Raw genomic sequence first — 17,342 nt, 5'->3', positions numbered from 1 at the left:
ATCCTCAAAACTTTCGTCGACAAAACCAAAAACATTATTTGCTTTATTTGTATACAAAAGCATAATCCACAGCGTGCGAGTTCCTGACCGCATGGTCAACAAATTCGCGTATGCCTCAAAGGGCCGCTGCCACCCCCTCATAGGGTCCGGCCCTGGAAATAACAATAAAACTCTTGAGGAGTACTCGCTGTGGAAAGCCGCAAATCCGAAGCATCGACGCTGGAACTCTCGCCGCCGTTACGCAATGGCCTGCTTGAGCGCCTCTTTAAACTCAGCTTGCATGGCACCACGGTGAAGACCGAGCTGATCGCCGGTCTGACAACCTTCATCACCATGGCCTACATCATTTTCGTCAACCCGAACATCATGGCCGATGCCGGGATCGATCACGGTGCTGCCTTCGTCGCCACCTGTATCGCCGCCGCGCTGGGCTGCCTGCTGATGGGTCTGTACGCCAACTGGCCGGTGGGCCTGGCGCCGGGCATGGGCCTCAACGCATTCTTCACCTACACCGTGGTCGGCACCATGGGCTACAACTGGGAAACCGCGCTGGGTGCGGTGTTCGTCTCGGGTGTGCTGTTCATGATCCTGACCTTTTCGCGGATTCGCGAATGGCTGCTCAATAGCATTCCGGTCAGCCTGCGCTTTGCGATGGGTGCCGGTGTGGGTCTGTTCCTCGGGCTGATCGGCCTGAAGACCGCCGGCATTGTCGTCGACAGCCCGGCCACGCTGATCAAGCTTGGCTCGCTGCGTGAACCCGGCCCGCTGCTCGCCGCCATCTGCTTCCTGATGATCGCGATCCTCAGCTACCACAAGGTGTTCGGTGCAATCCTCATCAGCATCATCACCGTGACCCTGGCTGGCTGGGGCATCGGTCTGGTGCACTACGAGGGCATCATGTCCGCCCCGCCAAGCCTGGCGCCGACGTTCATGGCCATGAACGTCGCGGGAGTGTTCAACGTCAGCATGATCAGCGTGGTACTGGCCTTCCTCTTCGTGCACATGTTCGACACCGCCGGCACCCTGATGGGCGTTGCCCAGCGCGCCAATCTGGTGGGCGCTGACGGCCGCATTGAAAACCTCTCTCGCGCCATGAAAGCCGACTCCGCCTCCAGCGTATTCGGTGCAGTGGTCGGCGTACCGCCGGTCACCAGCTATGTGGAAAGTGCCGCCGGTGTAGCGGCTGGTGGTCGGACTGGTCTTACCGCAGTCACCGTCGGTGTGCTATTTATAGCCGCGATGTTCTTTGCACCGCTGGCCGGCATGATTCCCGCCTACGCCACCGCCGGCGCGCTGATTTATGTAGCGATGCTGATGATGGGCGGCATGGCGCACATCGAATGGGACGAAGCGACCGACAGTATTCCGGCCATCGTCACCGCGATCATGATGCCGTTGACCTTCTCGGTCGCCGACGGTATCGCGCTGGGCTTCATTACCTATGTCGCGCTGAAGGCCGGCACCGGTAAATACAAAGAGATCTCCGTCAGCCTGTGGGTGCTCTGCGCGATCTTCATCGCCAAGTTCATCTTCTTGTAAGCGTCACGCGGTTCGAGCGTCAAAACAGCCTCACCCTTGCGGGTGGGGCTTTTGCACATTCTTGATAACGATAAAAAGGAGAAAGTGATGAGTCTGGAAACCTGGCTGCTGTTCAGCGGCGCTGCGCTGGTGGTGATCCTGATTCCGGGGCCGCTGTCATTGCTGATGATCAGCAACAGTCTGAATTACGGTTTGCGCCGTTCATACCCGGCATTTCTCGGTGGCGTATTCGCCTCGATCTGCCTGCTCAGTGCCTCGGCGCTGGGGCTGGGTGCCCTGCTGCTGGCGTCCGAAAAACTGTTCAGCGCCCTGAAAATCATCGGCGCGATCTACCTGTTCTACCTCGCCTGGCAGAGCTGGCAGCAATCACGCCAGCCATCGACCGGCGCCGAGGTTCCGCAAGCGGCGCCAGTGCCAAGATTCCGCGCATTGTTCAGCCGGGCCTTCGTGCTGGGCGCGAGCAATCCGAAAGACATCTTGTTCTTTGCCGCGTTTCTGCCGCAGTTCCTCAGTGCGCAACAACCGTTCCTCCCACAACTGCTGGTGATGATCGCCACATGGACGGTGCTCGATCTGCTGTGCAAGTTGACCTACGGGCTCGGTGCCCATGGTGCGGCGCGCTACCTGCGCAGCGGCAAGGGTCAGAGCTGGTTCAACCGGATCAGCGCCGGTCTGTTTGGCGGCGCAGGTGCGGCATCGTTGCTGAGCGGTCACTGAAATATCGCGTCCTGACTGCCCAGATTTGCAACTGACTGCCGCCCTCGAATCGCCATGCGAGGGTGGCAGATGATTCGCTAAATCCCTCGCCTCTTCTGACGAACGATTGCCCGATCGGGTCCATCTGTCTTCGCTATACATATGTACCACCTGTCAAAACCCCGGCTTGACGATCATTTCTGTGCATCGTGCGCCTCATCTGGCGCACGGAAGCGGTGCCCTCCAGATAATCGATTGCCTGACAGAGCCAAACAATCAATGAGCCCCAAACGCCCCACCCGACCGAAAACAGATACGCCGGATACCACGCCTGTCGTACGGGACACCACGCCGGACACTCCAACACCACCGCGCCTGATGCCCGACACCTTGATCGATCCGACCTTGACCCACCCGGCCTGGCAGTTGCCTGAGCCACCTGTGACCCGCCGGGAGATGATCGAAATCTACGACCTCCCTGCCGAGACACACGTCCGGGACATCACCGTACAAAGACCGATCGGCAGTTATTTTCTCGCACCTGGGCTGGTCAACCGACTGCCGCCTCCCGACCTGCTGAACGGCATTCGTTCAGCGGGCCGCCATGCCTATGTCGATCTTGTCGAGGGCGGAACGGTGCTGATCGGACCGGACACACAGAATGGAATGAGAGCCAGGCTTTCGAACGAACTCCTCGCGTCCGGTCCGTTGCTGGAACGGGTTGAGGGGACGCTGATGTGGCGTCCGGTCCTGACGGAAAATGCGCCGGACGCCGGCACCTCGCAATTGTTCATTTCACGCCACCGAGTGCCGGATGATGAACAGTCCACCGTACCGTCAAAACGCCCTCGCCTTGAGGAGACGCCGTGGAACGGTTGGAGCATCGACCCGCAACACGCCACCCCGGGTGACATCCGCGTCGACGGGATTCAGTACAAAGTCATTCCACGCGGCGACGCGAGCGATCCGATCGTCTACATCAAGAACCCGAATCATCTGATCTACGACTTCGACCTGCTGGACCGCACACTCAGACTGGACCCGCAGCAACAGCCGCGAGGCGCCATTCAGGTTCCACCGGCCCAGCACTGGCAAATTGATCCGACGTTACCGTTCGAACGCCCATTGACGAATTACGTCAGCCAATACTTTCCGGAGTTATCGGTGACCTCACTGGAGAACGTCGCCTTCCATCAGTTTTTACTGGCGAATGGCGCCAACACCGCCACCGGCTCGGGACTGACCCTGCTACGACAAACCTTCAACGACTGGAAAGCCGGAAATGCCCATCCACGCCCGCAATTGGCTGACCCACTGCTGATGCTGCCGATTCTGCCGACGTCGGGCAGTGGAGCGATCCGTGCCATCGAACTGCCGACACCGACACCGGGTGGGCCGTTGCAGCGGCTGGATTTCGATCCGGCATTGTTTCGTCAGGAATGGCTGTATTCGACCACCACCCAATCGGCGGTGGATCTCAAGCGTTTCATGGCGACATTGCTGACCCGTAACGGCTACGCCGTGTTCGATCCCAGCCCGTCCAACTCTTTTCCGGCGCTGGTGTTCAAACGCACCGGGCATGACTACGTGTTCTTCATCAGCCTGCATCGCATCCGGGGCCGCAAGATCAACCAGACGCTGAATGTCGATCAGCACAGCGCCAGCCTGCGCCTGCACATTCAGGTGGGCGCAGCGGCGGCAGCGGCGGTTATTGCAGCGCACGCCACCCACAAAGTCGTCTGGCTCAGGGGCGGCCCGCAGACGCTGGCGAACGCTGACGACACGGTGTTTATCGTGCGCGACGGACACGCGCGGCTGTGATCGCAGGTTGCTGAATGACCGACGAAAAAAAGCCCGCAGTGTGAGCGGGCGAAAGACCAAAGAAGCTATATGCGCAGTCGCTTCCCGGTGGGGGCAGCTGCTTGGGGGTCAGCTGCCCCGATAGGTGGAATAGCTGTAAGGCGAGATCAGCAACGGTACGTGGTAGTGATCCTGTTCGGCAGAGATGCCGAACCGCAGCACCACCACGTCCAGAAATGCCGGCTCCGGCAACTGGACGCCACGGGCGCGGTAGTAATCGCCGGCGTGGAACTGAACCTGATAGACACCGGTACGGTAGTCATCGCCTTGCAGCAGCGGCGCATCGACCCGGCCGTCGCTGTTGGTAAGCGCACTGGCGACCAATTCCAGGTGCGAACCTTCAACGCGGTACAGCTCGACCTTGATCGAGCTGCCCGGGCAACCGTGTGCAGCGTCCAAAACGTGTGTTGTCAAACGTCCCATTGATTCTGCGCGCCTGCCTGCGTGGAGCAGTCAGACTTCGCGCCTCCCGAAGTCAGTTGAAAAGGAGACCGCACCGTTTCGGAGCACGAAAAGCTGCGGCGAGCGATTGATTAAGACACTTTTCAAAAAAATTGTACACAATAAAAACGACATTTTTCCTCTTACCCCCGCCATCCTCCGATTTCCCGGTGATCTGCCCTTGCACCATGCATTCATTGAACCCCCAGTCCATTAGCTGACTGGTCAGGCAGGTTTCTTGCAGGCTCACGCCATTAGCAGTAAAAGATGACAGCCGGTGAAAAATGCGAAAATTCAGGCTTACAAATTGAGAATAAAGTTGTATACAATCAGCCCATCGCTGTGACGCCAGCCTGTGCAGGCCGTTACACAACCTGTCAACGAATAAGAAGGAAGACTGCAGTGAGCGCTGACTACCCACGCGACCTGATCGGTTACGGCAGTAACCCTCCTCACCCACACTGGCCGGGCAATGCCCGGATCGCCCTGTCGTTCGTACTCAATTACGAAGAAGGCGGCGAGCGCAACATTCTGCACGGCGACAAAGAATCGGAAGCCTTCCTCTCGGAAATGGTCGCGGCCCAGCCTCTGCAAGGCGCGCGCAACATGAGCATGGAATCGCTTTACGAGTATGGCAGCCGTGCCGGCGTCTGGCGGATCCTGAAACTGTTCAAGGAATTCGACATTCCGCTGACCATCTTCGCCGTGGCCATGGCCGCCCAGCGCCACCCGGACGTGATCCGCGCGATGGTCGAGGCCGGCCACGAGATCTGCAGCCACGGCTACCGCTGGATCGACTACCAGTACATGGACGAGGCGCAGGAACGCGAGCACATGCTCGAAGCGATCCGCATCCTTACCGAACTCACCGGCGAGCGCCCACTGGGCTGGTACACCGGTCGCACCGGCCCGAACACCCGTCGTCTGGTGATGGAAGAAGGCGGTTTCCTCTACGACTGCGACACCTACGACGACGACCTGCCCTACTGGGAACCGAACAACCCGACCGGCAAGCCGCACCTGGTGATCCCGTACACTCTGGACACCAACGACATGCGTTTCACCCAGGTCCAGGGTTTCAACAAGGGCGACGATTTCTTCGAATACCTGAAAGATGCGTTCGACGTGCTGTACGCCGAAGGCGCTGAAGCACCGAAAATGCTGTCGATCGGCCTGCACTGCCGTCTGGTGGGCCGTCCGGCGCGTCTGGCTTCGCTCAAGCGTTTTATCGAATACGCCAAAAGTCATGAACAGGTGTGGTTCAGCCGTCGCGTCGACATCGCGCGTCACTGGCACGAAACCCACCCGTACCAAGGGGCTGCCAAATGAGCACCTTTCAAACCCTGAAACCGTCGACCCTGAGCCGCGACGCCTTCGTCAAAGCCTTCGCCGACATCTACGAACATTCGCCATGGGTGGCCGAAAAGGCCTTCGACCTGGGCCAGAACGCGTCGATCGACCAGATCGAAACCCTGCACCAGCGCATGAGCGACATCCTGTTGAGCGCCGATCACACCAGTCAGCTGGCACTGATCAACGCTCACCCGGACCTGGCCGGCAAAGCTGCCGTCCAGGGCCAGTTGACCGAAGCCAGCACCAATGAACAGGCTGGCGCCGGTATTCACCAATGCACGGCCGAAGAGTTTTCTCGCTTCACCGAGCTGAACGACGCCTACAAAGCCAAGTTCAAGTTTCCCTTCATCATGGCGGTAAAAGGCAGCAACCGGCATCAGATCCTCGCGGCGTTCGAAACGCGCATTCACAACCCGGTCGACACCGAGTTCAAATGCGCGCTGGCGGAGATCAACAAGATTGCCCTGTTCCGTTTACTGACTCTTTAGCGAGCATGGCCCGAGCGTGTCAGACGCGGAGAACGCCCAGGGCCTCGCAAGCATCCCAAGCCACTTATTTAAAGGCAGACAAGAAGAATGAAAGCTTACGCCGTACCTTTCGAGAAGTTCGTCAACCTGGCCGATGCCCGTCTGGGCACCAAAATCATCTCGGTCACCGATGACTGGTTCGCAGACGCCAATCGTCTGTTTCAGCCGACCCCGGCCGTGTGGAAGGAGGGCGTGTTCGATGACAACGGCAAGTGGATGGACGGCTGGGAATCCCGCCGCAAGCGCTTCGAAGGCTACGACAGCGCGGTGATCCGCCTGGGCGTTCCGGGTTCGATCAAAGGCGTGGACATCGACACTTCATTCTTCACCGGCAACTTCCCGCCATCGGCCTCTCTGGAAGCCTGCTTCCTGGCTTCGGGCGAGCCGGACGAAAACACCCAGTGGACCGAAGTGCTGTCGGCCGTCGAGCTGCAGGGCAACAGCCACCACTACCACGAAATCAGCAACGACAAGGCGTTCAGCCACCTGCGCTTCAACATCTACCCGGACGGCGGTGTTGCCCGTCTGCGCGTGTACGGTGTTCCGCATCGCGACTGGTCGGCAGTCGGTGACAACGAGCAAGTCGACCTGGCTGCAGCCCTCAACGGTGGCCGCGCCCTCGCCTGCTCCGACGAACACTTCGGCCGCATGAGCAACATCCTCAACCCGGGCCGTGGCATCAACATGGGCGACGGCTGGGAAACTGCACGTCGTCGCACGCCAGGCAATGACTGGGTAATCGTCGCACTGGGCCACCCGGGCGAGATCGAGAAAATCATCGTCGACACCCTGCACTTCAAGGGCAACTACCCGGACACCTGCTCGATCCAGGGCGCGTTCGTCAAGGGTGGCACCGACAGCCAGATCGAAACCCAGTCGCTGTTCTGGCGCGAACTGCTGCCGAGCCAGAAGCTGGAAATGCACGCCGAACACACCTTCGTCGAGCAGATCAAGGCACTGGGCCCGATCACCCACATCCGTCTGAACGTGTTCCCGGATGGTGGTGTGAGCCGCCTGCGCGTACTGGGCAAAGTCGCTAAATAAGCGCTGAACCCGATCGCCAGCAGACTGGCTCCCACAGGGAATGTATTCCACATGTGGGAGCTGGCCTGCCAGCGATAGCAACAGAACCAACAACACAGAATTCGGATAAGAAGAACAGCATGCGCACACTGACGATTGAACCGCTGACCAAAGAAGCCTTCGCCCCTTTCGGTGACGTGATCGAAACCGACGGCAGCGATCACTTCATGATCAACAACGGTTCGACCATGCGCTTCCACAAACTGGCGACGGTCGAAACCGCGACGCCTGAGGACAACGCGATCATCAGCATCTTCCGCGCCGACGCGCAGGACATGCCGCTGACCGTGAGCATGCTGGAACGCCATCCGCTGGGCAGCCAGGCTTTCATTCCGCTGCTCGGCAACCCCTTTCTGATCGTGGTCGCGCCACTTGGCGATGAACCTGTATCAGGCTTGGTCCGCGCCTTCGTCACCAACGGCAGGCAGGGCATCAATTACCATCGCGGCGTCTGGCACCACCCGGTGCTGACGATCGAAAAGCGGGATGACTTCCTGGTGGTTGATCGCAGTGGCACAGGCAATAACTGCGATGAGCATTTTTTCAAAGAGGATGAGCGTTTGATCCTCGCCCCCCACCAATAAGAGAAGGTCCGATCACTCGACAACAAGAGTGACGGGCGAGAGGTAAAGACTGTGGAAGCACATCTGTTGGAATGGCTGAACCTGAGCGTGCGCTGGGTTCACATGATCACTGGCGTGGCCTGGATCGGCGCGTCGTTCTACTTCGTCTGGCTGGAGAACAACCTCAACCGCGTCAACCCGAAAACCGGTCTTGCCGGTGATCTGTGGGCGATCCACGGCGGCGGTATCTATCACCTGGAAAAATACAAACTGGCCCCTCCGTCGATGCCGGAGAACCTGCACTGGTTCAAATGGGAAGCCTACTTCACCTGGATGTCGGGGATCGCGCTGCTGTGCGTGGTGTTCTACTCCAACCCCGTGCTCTACCTCGTGGCACCCGGCAGCGGCCTGACCGGTCCTGAAGGCGTGGCCATCGGCATCGGTTCGCTGATCGCCGGCTGGTTCATCTACGACTTCCTCTGCGATTCGCCACTCGGCAAGAAACCCGCCCTGCTCGGCTTCATCCTGTTCGTGCTGATCATCGGCGCGGCGTATGGCTTCAGCAAGGTGTTCAGCGGTCGTGGTGCGTACCTGCACGTCGGCGCGATCATCGGCACCATCATGGTCGGCAACGTGTTCCGCATCATCATGCCGGCGCAACGCGCACTGGTGGCTGCGATCGCCGAGAACCGCACGCCGGATCCGGCGCTGCCGGCCAAAGGCCTGCTGCGTTCGCGTCACAACAACTACTTCACCCTGCCAGTGCTGTTCATCATGATCAGCAACCACTTCCCGAGCACTTACGGCAGCCAGTACAACTGGTTGATCCTGGCCGGGATCGCAGTGTTGGCGGTGTTGGTACGTCACTACTTCAACACCCGTCACGACAGCCACAAGTTTGCCTGGACTCTGCCAGTGGCAGCGGTAGGCATGATCACCCTGGCTTACGTCACCGGCCCTGCGCCGATGCCGACCGCGCCGGAAGTGGCCAAGGCTCCTGCGAAAATCGAGTACCAGCCGCTGCCGGAAACGGCCCTGGGTGGTGGCGCGAAACCGGCTGAAGCGGCACAACCGGCCGCACCTGCTGCGCCAGCCGCCGCTCCGGCTCAGGCGTCCAACGCTGGCCCTGCGTTCGACAAGGTGCACAACGTGATCCAGGAACGCTGCGCGGTCTGCCATTCGGCCAAACCGACCAGCCCGCTGTTCAGCGCGGCACCGGCCGGTGTGATGTTCGACACCCCCGAGCAGATCCGCCAGAACGCGGCGCGGATCCAGGCGCAAGCCATCACCACGCAGATCATGCCACTGGGCAACATCACGCAGATGACCCAGCAGGAACGTGACCTGATCGGTGCATGGATCGCGCAGGGAGCCCAGACCAACTAAGCAATAAAAGCATCGCGGGCAAGCCCGCTCACACAGGGATTCACACAATCCTGTGGGAGCTGGCTTGCCTGCGATTAGCCGCAACGCGGTTTACCTGATGCAAAAGGACAGCTGTGAGCAACCCGGCAGCTGTTCAATCACAAGAATAAAAAAGATCCGAGGTGTTGCATGTCCGAGCTGTCCAAAGCGCGCATCCCCGACGCACCCGCCATTCAGCGTTTGCCCCTTTTGCAACTGATCCTGGTCGGTTTGCAACATGTTCTGCTGATGTACGGCGGCGCCATCGCGGTACCGCTGATCATCGGACAGGCCGCTGGCCTGAGTCGTGAAGAAATCGCCTTCCTGATCAACGCTGACCTGCTGGTCGCCGGCATCGCCACCATCGTGCAGTCCTTAGGGATCGGCCCGATGGGCATTCGCATGCCGGTGATGATGGGTGCCAGTTTCGCCGCTGTCGGCAGCATGGTCGCCATGGCCGGCATGCCCGGCATCGGTCTGCAGGGGATCTTCGGCGCTACCATCGCCGCCGGGTTCTTCGGCATGATCATCGCGCCGTTCATGTCCAAGGTCGTGCGCTTCTTCCCTCCTCTCGTGACCGGCACGGTCATCACCTCGATCGGTTTATCGTTGTTCCCCGTGGCCGTGAACTGGGCCGGTGGCGGCGCTGGCGCCGCACAATTCGGTTCACCGATTTATCTGGCCATTGCCGCTTTGGTGCTGGCCACCATTCTGTTGATCCACCGCTTCATGCGCGGTTTCTGGGTCAACATTTCCGTGCTGATCGGCATGTGCCTGGGCTACGTGCTCTGCGGCGCCATCGGCATGGTCGATCTGAGCGGCATGGCCAATGCCCCATGGGTTCAATTCGTCACCCCGCTGCATTTCGGCATGCCGAAGTTCGAACTGGCACCGATCCTGTCGATGTGTCTGGTGGTGGTGATCATCTTCGTCGAGTCCACCGGGATGTTCCTCGCACTGGGCAAGATCACCGGCCAGGAAGTCTGCCCGCGCATGCTGCGTCGCGGCTTGCTGTGTGATGCCGGCGCATCGTTCGTTGCCGGTTTCTTCAACACCTTCACCCACTCCTCCTTCGCGCAGAACATCGGCCTGGTGCAGATGACCGGCGTGCGCTGCCGCTCGGTGACCATCGTCGCCGGCGGTTTGCTGATCGTCCTCAGCCTTCTGCCGAAAGCGGCGTTCCTGGTGGCATCGATTCCACCGGCGGTACTCGGCGGCGCAGCGATTGCGATGTTCGGCATGGTGGCGGCTACCGGTATCAAGATCCTGCAAGAGGCCGACATCGGCGACCGGCGCAATCAACTGCTGGTAGCCGTGAGCATCGGCATGGGCCTGATCCCGGTGGTGCGCCCGGAATTCTTCGCCCACTTGCCATTGTGGATGAGTCCGATCACCCACAGCGGGATCGCCATGGCCACCCTCAGCGCGCTGACGCTGAACCTGTTGTTCAACATCCTGGGCGGCGCCGAACGCGCGGCCATCAACGACTGTCACGCACACCCGCACTGATCCGAAGAGTAAAAGAGGGGCTCGCCAACGCCAGCCCCCTCGCGACAGCTTTGCCTCAAACAATAAAAACAAGAGGGAGCAACAGATGATCCGGACTCAAACCAACGTGTTGTTGAGCGGCGGCCTGCTGGCCGCATCACAAGCCATGGCCGGCGATTTATTGCTGTGGCAGACCAACAGCCTGAGCTATCTGTACGGCAAGAACTTCGCGATCAACCCGTCGATCCAGCAGACGGTGACGTTCGAGCACGCCGACAAGTGGAAGTACGGCGACAACTTCCTGTTCGTCGACAAGATCTTCTACAACGGCCAGGAAGACCGCAACAAAGGCCCGCACACCTTCTACGGCGAATTCACCCCGCGCTTCTCGTTCGGCAAGATCTTCGACCGCAAGCTCGAGTTCGGGCCGATCAAGGACGTGCTGCTGGCGATGACCTACGAGTATGGCGAAGGCGAGAGCGAGGCCTATCTGATCGGCCCAGGTTTCGACCTGAAGGTACCGGGCTTCAACTACGTCACCCTGAACATCTTCCGCCGCCAGACCGAAGGCCCGCGCCCCGGTGATGGCGTCTGGCAGATCACCCCGGGCTGGTCCTACAGCATTCCGGTGGGCAATTCCGATGTGCTGATCGATGGCTACCTCGACTGGGTCGTCGACAACGACGAAAACTCGCGCGGCACCTATCACGCCAACCTGCACATCAATCCGCAGATCAAATACGACCTGGGCAAAGCCCTCGGCTGGAGCCAGAAGCAGCTGTATGTCGGCACCGAATACAGCTACTGGAAGAACAAATACGGGGTCGAAAGCAGCCACAACCTCGACACCAATCAGAACACCGCCAGCCTGCTGGTGAAGGTGCACTTCTAAGATGACCCGCAACCGTGCCCCCTACCTGTCGTCGGTGCTCTGTTGCGGGGCACTTGAGACCTGGCCGTTGAGTCAGTATTCTCCGCGGCCTTCTGAATTCGGTCTAAAAAAAAGCCTGGATTTAATTCCTGACCAACGGGCCAACTTATCCCGGCCCCGGTCAGTACCGAGGCGTCCCGAAAACACGCTCAGTCGACTGTTTTTCAGCAGCCGACGGGCGTTTTTTTGCTTTTCGAAAAGCCTTGGCTCAGCTCTTGCTAACAGCACTAAAGCTGACCGGATGGATGACTTTTGCAGCAACGAAAAAAGGCGCCACACCAGAGCGCCGACTCAAAAAAATAAACGTGGAACACCTACTTTGGGAGCAACCGAATGAAACGTATGAGCACCAGCCTGATGCTTGCGGGAACCATGCTGGCCGGGGGTCAGGCCATGGCCGACGGTCTGCTGCAATGGCAGAACAACAGCCTGACCTACCTTTACGGCAAGGATTTCAAGGTCAACCCGGCCATCCAGCAGACGGTCACCTTCGAGCACGCCGATGCATGGAAGTATGGGGACAACTTCCTGTTCATCGACAAGATCTTCTACAACGGCAAGCCAGACGGCGGCGTCGGCAACAACACCTATTACGGCGAATTCAGCCCACGCCTGTCGCTCGGCAAGATCCTCGACCAGAAGATCGAATTCGGACCGATCAAAGACGTGCTGCTGGCGATGACTTACGAGTTCGGTGAAGGCGACGTCGAGTCTTACCTGATCGGTCCAGGCTTCGACCTGGCGATTCCGGGCTTCGATTACTTCCAGCTGAACTTCTACCAGCGTCACACCGAAGGCTCGCGTCCGGGTGACAACGTCTGGCAGATCACCCCAGTCTGGTCCTACACCATTCCGGTCGGCAATTCGAACGTGCTGATCGACGGCTACATGGACTGGGTGGTCGACAACGACGTCAACAGCAAAGGCGAATACCACGCCAACCTGCACTTCAACCCACAGGTCAAATACGACCTGGGCAAGGCGCTGAATTTCGGCGAGAAGCAGTTGTACGTCGGTGTTGAATACGACTACTGGAAAGACAAGTACGGGATTGATGACACCCGTGCCTTCACCACCAATCAGAACGTGACCAGCTTCCTGGTGAAGTTCCACTTCTGATAGTGCTGCGGATGGCGCCCGCCAGGGCGCCATCTGTTTCAGGCCGGAACCACCGCCTCGCCGATTCCGAGAAACCGGCACAGCTCATCGCGCTTGGCCAACGCATCGCGCCGCCCCAGGTCGATCAGTTCACTGCAATACCCCGCCTCGAACAGCAAATAACTCAACACCCCTGCCCCGCTCGTTTTGGTCGCCCCCGGCCCGCGCAAGAACAGCCGCAACGCCGCCGGCAGTTCCTGACGATGCCGCGCCGCGATTTCATCGATTGGCTGACTCGGCGAGATCACCAGCACTTCCACTGGCGCCACACCCAAGGCACGCGTTGGCGTTCCGTCGGGCATCAGATGGCTGAACTGGTTCAGACGCTGAAGCAGCTCGATGTCGCTTTCCAGGCTGTCAATGAACGTACTGTTGAGCATGTGCCCGCCGATCTGCGCCAGCGTCGGCTGTTGACCGGTATAAGTGCGCTCCAGCGGTTGTGCCGGGTCGAACCCGCGCGGGTTGCCGCTGACGCCCACCACCAGCACCCGGCTCGCCCCCAGGTGCAAGGCCGGACTGATCGGTGCCGACTGCCGCACCGCGCCATCGCCGAAAAATTCCTCGCCGATTTTCACCGGCGCGAACAACAGCGGAATTGCTGAACTCGCGAGCAAATGCTCCACGGTCAATTGCGTCGGCACACCAATGCGTCGATGGCGCAGCCAGGCATCGATGCTGCCGCCGCCCTGATAGAAGGTCACCGCTTGCCCCGACTCGTAGCCGAACGCCGTCACCGCCACTGCGTGCAGTTGCTTGCGGGCGATGGATTCGGCGATGCCGGGCATGTGCAGTTTTTCATTGAGCAGATGGCGCAGCGGCGAGCTGTTGAGCAGCGCCACCGGCAATTGCCGGCCCATGCCCAGCAGGCTGTGACTGACGAAACGACTGGCCTGGCGGATCACCCCCGGCCAGTCGCTGCGCAACACACGATGGCTGCGAAAGCCTTGCCAAAACAGGGTCAGGCGTTCGATGGCGGCCCGAAAGTCCGTGGCGCCGCTGGCGAGGCTGACCGCGTTGATCGCCCCGGCCGAGGTGCCGACGATCACCGGAAACGGATTGTCCGCGCCCAGCGGCAGCAGTTCGGCAATCGCCGCCAGCACCCCCACCTGATACGCCGCCCGAGCCCCGCCGCCGGAAAGAATCAAACCTGTGACCGGTTCAACTGGGCTCATCGCAACGCTCCGTGGTGCTTATGGGATTGGGTGGATCAACGACGTTTGGCGTACAGCTTCGGCTCGCCCGGCGGACGGCTCTTGAAGCGACGATGCGCCCACAGGTACTGCTCGGGGCAATCGCGCAACACGCCTTCTACCCACTGGTTGATGCGGATGCAGTCGGCTTCTTCGGTCTCGCCCGGGAAACCTTCCAGCGGCGGATGGATCACCAGACGATAGCCGCTACCGTCGGCCAGACGTTCCTGAGTGAACGGCACCACCAGTGCCTTGCCCAGTCGGGCGAACTTGCTGGTGGCGGTGACCGTCGCGGCCTGAATGCCGAACAACGGCACGAAGATGCTTTGCTTGGCGCCGTAATCCTGATCCGGTGCGTACCAGATCGCGCGCCCGGAACGCAGCAGCTTGAGCATCCCGCGCACGTCGTCACGCTCCACCGCCAGCGAATCAAGATTGTGCCGCTCGCGGCCCTGACGCTGGATAAAGTCGAACAACGGGTTCTTGTGCTCGCGGTACATGCCGTCGATGGTGTGCTGCTGGCCGAGCAACGCTGCGCCGATTTCCAGGGTGGTGAAATGCACCGCCATCAGAATCACGCCCTTGCCTTCGCGCTGGGCCTGTTGCAGGTGCTCCAGGCCTTCGACGTGGGCCAGTTTCGCCAGTCGCTGACGCGACCACCACCAGCTCATCGCCATTTCAAAGAAGGCGATGCCGGTGGAGGCAAAGTTTTCCTTGAGCAGGCGTTTGCGCTCGGCAGCGGATTTTTCCGGGAAACACAGTTCCAGATTGCGCTTGGCGATGCGCCGCCGGTCGCCGGCGAAGCGATACATCAAGGCACCGAGAAAGCGACCGATGGCCAGCAATGCCGGATACGGCAGCTGCACGATCAGCCACAACAGCCCCAGGCCGCACCAGAGCGGCCAGAAGCGTGGAGCAAGAAATGCTTTTCGAAAACGCGGGCGATCCATTAAAGCTTCCGTAAATACAGTGGCCGCGCATTCTACATCGTTCGACCCGGCTTGCGGCTGGCGGGCGTTCTCGTTATAAGTCTCGGCACTTTTAGTGACAAGCCGTTGTATGCCGACATGAGCCAAACCGAATCGCCAGACCAAGATCCCGTGTTCCAGCTGAAGGGCAGCATGCTCGCCATTACGGTGCTGGAACTGTCCCGCAACGACCTGGACAGCCTCGATCGGCAATTGGCCGCCAAAGTCGCCCAGGCACCGAATTTCTTCAGCAACGCGCCGCTGGTTCTGGCGCTGGACAAGTTGCCGCCCAGCGAAGGCGCCGTCGACCTGCCGGGCCTGATGCGCGTGTGCCGCCAGCACGGCCTGCGCACCCTGGCGATCCGCGCCAGCCGCATCGAAGACATCGCCGCCGCCATCGCCATCGACATTCCGGTGCTGCCGCCGTCCGGCGCCCGCGAGCGACCGCTGGAAACCGCTGAACCCGTCGCACCGAAGAAGCCGGAAAAACCGCCTGAGCCGACCGTCAAACAGACCCGCGTCATCACCACGCCAGTACGTGGTGGCCAACAGATCTACGCCCAGGGCGGCGATCTGGTGGTGGTTTCCTCGGTCAGCCCGGGGGCGGAACTTCTCGCCGATGGCAACATCCATGTATACGGCCCGATGCGCGGTCGTGCGCTGGCCGGGGTCAAGGGCGACACCAAGGCGCGGATTTTCTGTCAGCAATTGAGCGCTGAACTGATCTCCATCGCAGGCCATTACAAGGTTTCCGAAGACCTGCGTCGCGATCCGATGTGGGGTTCGGGTGTACAGGTCAGCCTATCGGGCGACGTGTTGAACATCATTCGGCTTTAACGGATACTGCCGCATTTTCCAAGCATCTCTAAAACGTAGCGAAAACGGCTCAAACGAAGTAGGAAAAAGGCCAAAAGCCAAATTCCAGCCAAGGCTGTCCGACTGCAGTAGTTTTCAAGAGATGTTTTTCAGGGGCTGAACAGTCCTTCTTCCTTAGGGGTGAAACACCTTGGCCAAGATTCTCGTGGTTACATCCGGCAAGGGTGGTGTGGGTAAGACCACCACCAGCGCCGCTATCGGTACCGGCCTCGCTCTGCGCGGCCACAAAACAGTGATCGTCGACTTCGACGTGGGCTTGCGTAACCTTGACCTGATCATGGGTTGCGAGCGCCGCGTGGTGTATGACTTCGTCAACGTCGTGAACGGCGAAGCCAACCTGCAACAGGCCCTGATCAAAGACAAGCGCCTGGAAAACCTCTATGTACTGGCCGCCAGCCAGACCCGCGACAAAGACGCGCTGACCGTCGAAGGCGTGGAAAAAGTCCTGATGGAGCTCAAGGAACAATTCGAGTTCGTGGTCTGCGACTCCCCGGCGGGCATCGAGAAAGGCGCCCACCTGGCCATGTACTTCGCTGACGAAGCGATCGTCGTGACCAACCCGGAAGTCTCCTCGGTACGTGACTCGGACCGCATGCTCGGCCTGCTGGCCAGCAAGTCCCGTCGCGCCGAACGTGGGGAAGACCCGATCAAGGAACACCTGCTGATCACCCGCTACCACCCGGAGCGCGTTGAAAAGGGCGAAATGCTCGGCGTCGAAGACGTCAAGGAAATCCTCTCGGTGACCCTGCTGGGCGTGATCCCGGAATCCCAGGCGGTGCTCAAGGCTTCCAACCAGGGCGTCCCGGTCATCCTCGACGACCAGAGCGATGCCGGCCAGGCCTACAGCGACACCGTCGACCGCCTGCTGGGCAAAGACAAAGCACACCGGTTCCTCGATGTCGAGAAGAAGGGATTCTTCGAGCGCCTGTTTGGAGGTAGGTAATGAACCTTTTTGACTTCTTTCGTGCCAACAAAAAGCCAAGCACTGCCTCGGTAGCGAAAGAGCGTCTACAGATCATCGTGGCGCATGAGCGCGGCCAGCGCAGCACGCCGGATTACCTGCCAGCCTTGCAGAAGGAACTGGTGGACGTGATCCGCAAGTACGTCAATATCGGCAACGACGACGTACATGTTGCACTGGAGAGCCAGGGCAGTTGCTCGATTCTGGAACTCAACATCACCCTGCCAGATCGCTGAGTCGATCCGGCAGGAACGACGGCGGCTCAGGGCCCTTCCGACACCGGAGGGGCCCTGAGCCGCCGTTG

The 17,342-nt window shown here is 60.1% G+C and carries 17 protein-coding genes; 14 read left to right on the top strand and 3 right to left on the bottom strand.

Annotated elements, in window-relative coordinates; genetic code table 11:
• Positions 1–189 precede the first annotated feature (189 nt).
• From IF199_RS08900 to IF199_RS08890, 3 genes are all read left to right on the top strand, one after another.
• Positions 190–1,539 carry an NCS2 family permease gene (locus IF199_RS08900; RefSeq protein ID WP_085710637.1) on the top strand — a complete coding sequence of 450 codons (1,350 nt, stop codon included), beginning with the start codon at positions 190–192 and terminating at the stop codon, positions 1,537–1,539.
• Positions 1,540–1,626: 87 nt separating this feature from the next.
• Positions 1,627–2,256, top strand: a complete 630-nt coding sequence (locus IF199_RS08895; RefSeq protein ID WP_192560143.1) for a LysE family translocator — start codon at positions 1,627–1,629, stop codon at positions 2,254–2,256.
• A gap of 258 nt (positions 2,257–2,514) precedes the next feature.
• Positions 2,515–4,056 (top strand): hypothetical protein, encoded by a 1,542-nt coding sequence (locus IF199_RS08890; protein ID WP_192560142.1) that lies wholly within the window; start codon positions 2,515–2,517, stop codon positions 4,054–4,056.
• Between the two features lie 108 nt (positions 4,057–4,164).
• Here IF199_RS08890 and uraH read toward each other — a convergent pair whose 3' ends face one another.
• The gene (gene uraH / locus IF199_RS08885; RefSeq protein ID WP_011333195.1) at positions 4,165–4,518 is read right to left on the bottom strand and encodes a hydroxyisourate hydrolase; all 354 of its coding nucleotides are present in this window, start codon (positions 4,516–4,518) and stop codon (positions 4,165–4,167) included.
• Between the two features lie 420 nt (positions 4,519–4,938).
• On the opposite strand from uraH, the gene puuE reads away from it, so the two are divergent.
• The 8 genes from puuE to IF199_RS08845 all read left to right on the top strand — a co-directional run bounded on the left by puuE (position 4,939) and on the right by IF199_RS08845 (position 13,004).
• Entirely contained in the window at positions 4,939–5,865 is a 927-nt protein-coding gene (puuE, locus tag IF199_RS08880; protein WP_007960032.1) for an allantoinase PuuE, read from the top strand.
• Positions 5,862–6,377 (top strand): 2-oxo-4-hydroxy-4-carboxy-5-ureidoimidazoline decarboxylase, encoded by a 516-nt coding sequence (gene uraD, locus IF199_RS08875; RefSeq protein WP_102622510.1) that lies wholly within the window; start codon positions 5,862–5,864, stop codon positions 6,375–6,377. Before puuE ends, uraD begins: the two co-directional genes overlap by 4 nt.
• Positions 6,378–6,464: 87 nt before the next feature.
• Complete coding sequence (gene alc / locus IF199_RS08870) at positions 6,465–7,460, top strand: allantoicase (protein ID WP_096822937.1); 996 nt, start codon at positions 6,465–6,467, stop codon at positions 7,458–7,460.
• A 119-nt stretch (positions 7,461–7,579) separates the two neighbouring features.
• Complete coding sequence (locus IF199_RS08865) at positions 7,580–8,083, top strand: ureidoglycolate lyase (RefSeq protein WP_007960046.1); 504 nt, start codon at positions 7,580–7,582, stop codon at positions 8,081–8,083.
• A 51-nt stretch (positions 8,084–8,134) separates the two neighbouring features.
• Complete coding sequence (locus IF199_RS08860; protein WP_134825964.1) at positions 8,135–9,448, top strand: urate hydroxylase PuuD; 1,314 nt, start codon at positions 8,135–8,137, stop codon at positions 9,446–9,448.
• Positions 9,449–9,616: 168 nt separating this feature from the next.
• Complete coding sequence (locus tag IF199_RS08855) at positions 9,617–10,975, top strand: nucleobase:cation symporter-2 family protein (RefSeq protein ID WP_085608811.1); 1,359 nt, start codon at positions 9,617–9,619, stop codon at positions 10,973–10,975.
• A gap of 85 nt (positions 10,976–11,060) precedes the next feature.
• Positions 11,061–11,846: an outer membrane protein OmpK gene (locus IF199_RS08850; RefSeq protein WP_096822935.1), complete on the top strand. Its 786-nt coding sequence runs from the start codon at positions 11,061–11,063 to the stop codon at positions 11,844–11,846.
• Positions 11,847–12,218: 372 nt separating this feature from the next.
• Positions 12,219–13,004, top strand: a complete 786-nt coding sequence (locus tag IF199_RS08845) for an outer membrane protein OmpK (RefSeq protein ID WP_096822934.1) — start codon at positions 12,219–12,221, stop codon at positions 13,002–13,004.
• A gap of 38 nt (positions 13,005–13,042) precedes the next feature.
• On the opposite strand, the gene IF199_RS08840 is transcribed toward IF199_RS08845, so the two are convergent.
• Together IF199_RS08840 and IF199_RS08835 are read right to left on the bottom strand one after the other, a co-directional pair.
• A complete protein-coding gene (locus tag IF199_RS08840; protein WP_192560141.1) occupies positions 13,043–14,215 on the bottom strand; it encodes a patatin-like phospholipase family protein in 1,173 nt (390 codons plus the stop codon).
• A 35-nt stretch (positions 14,216–14,250) separates the two neighbouring features.
• Entirely contained in the window at positions 14,251–15,183 is a 933-nt protein-coding gene (locus IF199_RS08835) for a lipid A biosynthesis lauroyl acyltransferase (protein WP_096822932.1), read from the bottom strand.
• A 117-nt stretch (positions 15,184–15,300) separates the two neighbouring features.
• On the opposite strand from IF199_RS08835, the gene minC reads away from it, so the two are divergent.
• The 3 genes from minC (at position 15,301) to minE (ending at position 17,274) form a co-directional block, all read left to right on the top strand.
• Positions 15,301–16,038 carry a septum site-determining protein MinC gene (gene minC / locus IF199_RS08830; RefSeq protein WP_096822970.1) on the top strand — a complete coding sequence of 246 codons (738 nt, stop codon included), beginning with the start codon at positions 15,301–15,303 and terminating at the stop codon, positions 16,036–16,038.
• Between the two features lie 169 nt (positions 16,039–16,207).
• On the top strand, positions 16,208–17,020 hold the full coding sequence (gene minD, locus IF199_RS08825) for a septum site-determining protein MinD (protein ID WP_096822931.1): 813 nt from the start codon (positions 16,208–16,210) through the stop codon (positions 17,018–17,020).
• Positions 17,020–17,274 (top strand): cell division topological specificity factor MinE, encoded by a 255-nt coding sequence (gene minE / locus IF199_RS08820; RefSeq protein ID WP_003223146.1) that lies wholly within the window; start codon positions 17,020–17,022, stop codon positions 17,272–17,274. The genes minD and minE overlap by 1 nt, the downstream gene beginning before the upstream one ends.
• Positions 17,275–17,342 lie beyond the last annotated feature (68 nt).

The organism is Pseudomonas allokribbensis (assembly GCF_014863605.1).
Classification (GTDB): Bacteria; Pseudomonadota; Gammaproteobacteria; order Pseudomonadales; family Pseudomonadaceae; genus Aquipseudomonas; species Aquipseudomonas allokribbensis.
The sequence above is the reverse complement of the archived record's forward strand: the minus strand, read 5'-3'. Positions and strand labels throughout refer to the sequence as shown.

Bases quoted from the DNA above. Each gene is read 5' to 3' on its own strand.
- IF199_RS08895 (WP_192560143.1), top strand. From the start codon at position 1,627: ATGAGTCTGGAAACCTGGCTGCTGTTCAGCGGCGCTGCGCTGGTGGTG.
- IF199_RS08890 (WP_192560142.1), top strand. From the start codon at position 2,515: ATGAGCCCCAAACGCCCCACCCGACCGAAAACAGATACGCCGGATACC.
- uraH (WP_011333195.1), bottom strand. From the start codon at position 4,518: ATGGGACGTTTGACAACACACGTTTTGGACGCTGCACACGGTTGCCCG.
- uraD (WP_102622510.1), top strand. From the start codon at position 5,862: ATGAGCACCTTTCAAACCCTGAAACCGTCGACCCTGAGCCGCGACGCC.
- alc (WP_096822937.1), top strand. From the start codon at position 6,465: ATGAAAGCTTACGCCGTACCTTTCGAGAAGTTCGTCAACCTGGCCGAT.
- IF199_RS08865 (WP_007960046.1), top strand. From the start codon at position 7,580: ATGCGCACACTGACGATTGAACCGCTGACCAAAGAAGCCTTCGCCCCT.
- IF199_RS08855 (WP_085608811.1), top strand. From the start codon at position 9,617: ATGTCCGAGCTGTCCAAAGCGCGCATCCCCGACGCACCCGCCATTCAG.
- IF199_RS08850 (WP_096822935.1), top strand. From the start codon at position 11,061: ATGATCCGGACTCAAACCAACGTGTTGTTGAGCGGCGGCCTGCTGGCC.
- IF199_RS08845 (WP_096822934.1), top strand. From the start codon at position 12,219: ATGAAACGTATGAGCACCAGCCTGATGCTTGCGGGAACCATGCTGGCC.
- IF199_RS08840 (WP_192560141.1), bottom strand. From the start codon at position 14,215: ATGAGCCCAGTTGAACCGGTCACAGGTTTGATTCTTTCCGGCGGCGGG.
- IF199_RS08835 (WP_096822932.1), bottom strand. From the start codon at position 15,183: ATGGATCGCCCGCGTTTTCGAAAAGCATTTCTTGCTCCACGCTTCTGG.
- minC (WP_096822970.1), top strand. From the start codon at position 15,301: ATGAGCCAAACCGAATCGCCAGACCAAGATCCCGTGTTCCAGCTGAAG.
- minE (WP_003223146.1), top strand. From the start codon at position 17,020: ATGAACCTTTTTGACTTCTTTCGTGCCAACAAAAAGCCAAGCACTGCC.